At 47.1% G+C, this 5,449-nt stretch carries 2 tRNA genes and 3 rRNA genes; all 5 read right to left on the bottom strand.

The features are described 5' to 3' along the window. Window positions 1-2: 2 nt before the first annotated feature. The 5 genes from rrf to DWZ47_RS18050 all read right to left on the bottom strand — a co-directional run bounded on the left by rrf (window position 3) and on the right by DWZ47_RS18050 (window position 5,155). Window positions 3-113: ribosomal RNA gene (gene rrf / locus DWZ47_RS18030) — 5S ribosomal RNA — on the bottom strand. A 77-nt stretch (window positions 114-190) separates the two neighbouring features. Further along, window positions 191-3,070, bottom strand: a 23S ribosomal RNA gene (locus DWZ47_RS18035). A gap of 160 nt (window positions 3,071-3,230) precedes the next feature. Beyond that, window positions 3,231-3,304, bottom strand: a tRNA-Ala gene (locus DWZ47_RS18040). Between the two features lie 61 nt (window positions 3,305-3,365). Beyond that, a tRNA-Ile gene (locus tag DWZ47_RS18045) sits at window positions 3,366-3,442 on the bottom strand. Window positions 3,443-3,626: 184 nt separating this feature from the next. After that, window positions 3,627-5,155 (bottom strand): 16S ribosomal RNA (locus DWZ47_RS18050). Together the 16S, 23S and 5S rRNA genes with 2 tRNA genes alongside form the textbook arrangement of a ribosomal RNA operon. Between the last annotated feature and the right edge of the window lie 294 nt (window positions 5,156-5,449).

Raw genomic sequence — 5,449 nt, forward strand, 5'->3', positions numbered from 1 at the left:
AAAAACGGCGGCTACCTACTCTCCCACTGTTACGCAGTACCATCGGCGTGACGAGGCTTAACTTCTCTGTTCGGAATGGGAAGAGGTGGAACCCTCGTGCTATAACCACCTGAAGAAGGTTATGACATGATGAAAAGTAAAATTTCAGTGTCTAGCAAGCTAAACGTATATACCCAACCGGTACATGTCCGAAAGAAAGTGAACGGGCAATTAGTAATGCTCGGCTTTGATGTTACCACCTTTACACCTGCATCCTATCAACGTCATCGTCTTTGACGACCCTAAGAAATCTAATCTTGTGGCTGGCTTCGTACTTAGATGCTTTCAGCACTTATCCAATCCCGACTTAGATACCCAGCAATGCACCTGGCGGCACAACTGGTAAACCAGCGGTCAGTCCAACACGGTCCTCTCGTACTAGTGTCAGAGCCACGCAAATTTCATACGCCCACGATAGATAGAGACCGAACTGTCTCACGACGTTCTGAACCCAGCTCGCGTGCCACTTTAATGGGCGAACAGCCCAACCCTTGGGACCTTCTCCAGCCCCAGGATGTGACGAGCCGACATCGAGGTGCCAAACCCCTCCGTCGATATGAGCTCTTGGGAGGGATCAGCCTGTTATCCCCGGAGTACCTTTTATCCTTTGAGCGATGTCCCTTCCATACGGAAACACCGGATCACTATGCTCTAGTTTCCTACCTGATCGACTTGTCTGTCTCCCAGTCAAGCGCCCTTATGCCATTACACTCTACGGACGGTTACCAATCGTCCTGAGGGCACCTTTAGAAGCCTCCGTTACACTTTTGGAGGCGACCACCCCAGTCAAACTACCCACCAAACAGTGTCCTCGTATCTACGAGTTAGAACTCAAATAATCAAAGGGCCGTATTTCAACAGCGACTCCACAAATACTGGCGTACCTGCTTCAAAGTCTCCGGCCTATCCTACACATCAATTACCCAAATTCAATGTTAAGCTATAGTAAAGGTTCACGGGGTCTTTTCGTCCCATCGCGGGTAATCGGCATCTTCACCGATACTACAATTTCACTGAGCTCACGGTTGAGACAGTGTCCAGATCATTACACCATTCGTGCAGGTCGGAACTTACCCGACAAGGAATTTCGCTACCTTAGGACCGTTATAGTTACGGCCGCCGTTTACTGGGGCTTCAATTCAATGCTTCTCTTGCGATGACATCTCCTCTTAACCTTCCAGCACCGGGCAGGTGTCAGGCTGTATACGTAATCTTTCAATTTGGCACAGCCCTGTGTTTTTGTTAAACAGTTGCCTGGACCTATTCTCTGCGCCCAACTCTCGTTGGGACCCTTTATCCCGAAGTTACAGGGTCAATTTGCCTAGTTCCTTAACCGTGAATCACTCAAGCGCCTTAGTATATTCAACCCGACTACGTGTGTCCGTTTGCGGTACGGGTACCTTAAAGATTAAGTTTAGCGGATTTTCTTGGGAGTATGCTTACACGCACTATTACCTTATTCCGAAGAATTTGGTATACTATCAGGTTCGACTCTTATCCTGGATTTGCCTGGGATAATCAACATCTACACCCTTCAACGGACTATTCCGTCAGTCCGCGGCGTTGTCACTCCTCCGTCTCCACGTCACTCCTTAAGGTAGTACAGGAATATTAACCTGTTCTGCCATCGGCCTCACCGTTCGGCTGAGCCTTAGGACCCGACTAACCCTGATCCGATTAGCGTTGATCAGGAAACCTTAGTCTTTCGGCGAGGGGGTTTCTCACCCCCTTTATCGTTACTTATACCTACATTTGCTTTTCCACACGCTCCAGCAAAGCTCACGCTTCACCTTCGACGCAGAGTGGAATGCTCCCCTACCGATCATTACTGATCCCATAGCTTCGGTAAATTGCTTGATGCCCGATTATTATCCACGCCAAACTCCTCGACTAGTGAGCTGTTACGCACTCTTTAAATGAATGGCTGCTTCCAAGCCAACATCCTAGCTGTCTTAGCAATCTGACTTCGTTAGTTCAACTTAGCAATTATTTCGGGACCTTAGCTGATGGTCTGGATTCTTCTCCTTTAGGACATGGACCTTAGCACCCATGCCCTCACTCCTGGGATCGAACTACTGCGCATTCGGAGTTTATCAAGACTTGATAGGCGGTGAAGCCCTCGCATCTTATCAGTCGCTCTACCTCACAGTAGTAATTCCCAAGGCTGCACCTAAATGCATTTCGGGGAGTACGAGCTATCTCCAAGTTTGATTAGCCTTTCACCCCCACCCTCAGTTCATCCGGAAGCTTTTCAACGCTTATCGGTTCGGTCCTCCAGTTAGTGTTACCTAACCTTCAACCTGACCAAGGGTAGATCACTTGGTTTCGCGTCTACTCCTTCCGACTAATCGCCCTATTAAGACTCGCTTTCGCTTCGGCTGCAGATCTCAAGATCCTTAACCTTGCCGGAAAAAGTAACTCGTAGGTTCATTATGCAAAAGGCACGCCGTCACTGCTGAAGCAGCTCCGACCGCTTGTAGGCGCACGGTTTCAGGGACTATTTCACTCTTCTATTCGAAGTGCTTTTCACCTTTCCTTCACAGTACTGGTTCGCTATCGGTCTCTCGGGAGTATTTAGCCTTACCGGATGGTCCCGGCAGATTCACGCAAGATTCCTCGTGTCCCGCGCTACTCAGGATACCACTACGCTTCATTTAGCTTCGAATACCGGACTATCACCGTCTATGGTCCCATTTTCCAAAGGGCTCTTCTCACTAAATTTCTTGCGACATCGTGGTCCTACAACCCCAATATTGCCGTAACAACATTGGTTTGGGCTAATCCCCGTTCGCTCGCCACTACTAGGGGAATCATTATTATTTTCTTTTCCTACAGGTACTAAGATGTTTCAGTTCCCTGCGTTAGCTTCCATCTAGGATGGATGACATTCCTTCAGAATGCCGGGTTGTCCCATTCGGAAATCTTCGGATCAAAGGTTATTTGCACCTGCCCGAAGCTTATCGCAGCTTATCACGTCCTTCATCGCCTCCGAGAGCCAAGGCATCCGCCATGCGCCCTTGCTTACTTTCTTTCAAACGTTTTATTCTCGTACTGGTATTGGTAGTGGAATTGCTTCCTTCTATCAATATTGCGTACTCGAACACGTACGGTTTGATATATACTTTTAGCTCTTACTAAAATTTTACTTTTTGTACATCATGTCAAAGATCGTTTCTCTTTTTCAGAGATCGTGGAGAATAACGGATTCGAACCGTTGACCCTCTGCGTGCAAGGCAGATGCTCTAGCCAGCTGAGCTAATCCCCCAAGAGGTTATCAAGAATTTTGTTTTTTAGCTTTTAGCTTTCGCTTTCCTCATTCTTGAGCTTGGTAGTCCCAGGCAGAGTTGAACTGCCGACCTCTACATTATCAGTGTAGCGCTCTAACCAACTGAGCTATAGGACTAGTTCAACCTTGTCTACCTGTATGTTAGACTCGGCTTCTTTTTCTCTTGTTTATCTCTATCTATACTTCTATAGATGGTTGATCTATATGTTATAAATAAACAAGTACCAGTAGTACAAAAAACAGAACCTTTAAAGTCTTTTAGTGGCTGCCACGTTTTGTGACAGTTACGGCATCGCTCCAGAAAGGAGGTGTTCCAGCCGCACCTTCCGGTACGGCTACCTTGTTACGACTTAGCCCCAATTACCAGTTTTACCCTAGGACGCTCCTTGCGGTTACGTACTTCAGGTACCCCCGGCTTTCATGGCTTGACGGGCGGTGTGTACAAGGCCCGGGAACGTATTCACCGCGCCATGGCTGATGCGCGATTACTAGCGAATCCAGCTTCACGAAGTCGGGTTGCAGACTTCGATCCGAACTGAGAGAGGTTTTTGGGATTAGCATCCTGTCACCAGGTAGCCGCCTTCTGTACCCCCCATTGTAACACGTGTGTAGCCCCGGACGTAAGGGCCGTGCTGATTTGACGTCATCCCCACCTTCCTCACATCTTACGACGGCAGTCTCTCTAGAGTCCTCAGCATAACCTGTTAGTAACTAAAGATAAGGGTTGCGCTCGTTATGGCACTTAAGCCGACACCTCACGGCACGAGCTGACGACAACCATGCAGCACCTTCACAACAGCCTTACGGCTATACTGTTTCCAATATATTCTGTTGCAATTTAAGCCCGGGTAAGGTTCCTCGCGTATCATCGAATTAAACCACATGTTCCTCCGCTTGTGCGGGCCCCCGTCAATTCCTTTGAGTTTCACCGTTGCCGGCGTACTCCCCAGGTGGAATACTTAATGCTTTCGCTTGGCCGCTTACTGTATATCGCAAACAGCGAGTATTCATCGTTTACTGTGTGGACTACCAGGGTATCTAATCCTGTTTGATACCCACACTTTCGAGCATCAGTGTCAGTGACAGTCTAGTGAGCTGCCTTCGCAATCGGAGTTCTTCGTGATATCTAAGCATTTCACCGCTACACCACGAATTCCGCCCACCTCTACTGTACTCAAGACTGCCAGTTTCAACTGCAATTTTACGGTTGAGCCGCAAACTTTCACAACTGACTTAACAATCCACCTACGCTCCCTTTAAACCCAATAAATCCGGATAACGCTCGGATCCTCCGTATTACCGCGGCTGCTGGCACGGAGTTAGCCGATCCTTATTCATATGGTACATACAAAATTCCACACGTGGAAAACTTTATTCCCATATAAAAGAAGTTTACGACCCATAGAGCCTTCATCCTTCACGCTACTTGGCTGGTTCAGGCTCTCGCCCATTGACCAATATTCCTCACTGCTGCCTCCCGTAGGAGTTTGGACCGTGTCTCAGTTCCAATGTGGGGGACCTTCCTCTCAGAACCCCTATCCATCGTAGTCTTGGTGGGCCGTTACCCCGCCAACAAACTAATGGAACGCATCCCCATCGATAACCGAAATTCTTTAATAAAAATATCATGCGATATTCGTATGCTATCCGGTATTAATCTTTCTTTCGAAAGGCTATTCCGGAGTTATCGGCAGGTTGGATACGTGTTACTCACCCGTGCGCCGGTCGCCATCTTCAGTTTGCAAGCAAACTAAAATGCTGCCCCTCGACTTGCATGTGTTAAGCCTGTAGCTAGCGTTCATCCTGAGCCAGGATCAAACTCTTCATTGTAAAAGTATTTTTTATCATCGGTTAAGATGATCTTTTTGCTCTGTTCAGGACGCCGTAAATTTATTGACCTTATTCAAATACCTATTAGTCTTAATTGTATCACTACTTCATAAGACAAGTATTGACGGTTCTATTTTTTTACTTGTACTACTTGTATTGTTTATCAATATTTCAAAGAACTTGTTGCTTTCGTTTTAAAAGCGGATGCAAAGGTAAGGGCTTTATTTTTAACTACCAAACTTTTTCGGAAGTTTTTTTAGTTTTTCTTTTTACGCTGGTTTCTCTGGCTCTCTA

This window comes from Bacteroides sp. AF32-8BH, assembly GCF_003435205.1.
GTDB lineage: Bacteria > Bacteroidota > Bacteroidia > Bacteroidales > Bacteroidaceae > Bacteroides > Bacteroides ovatus.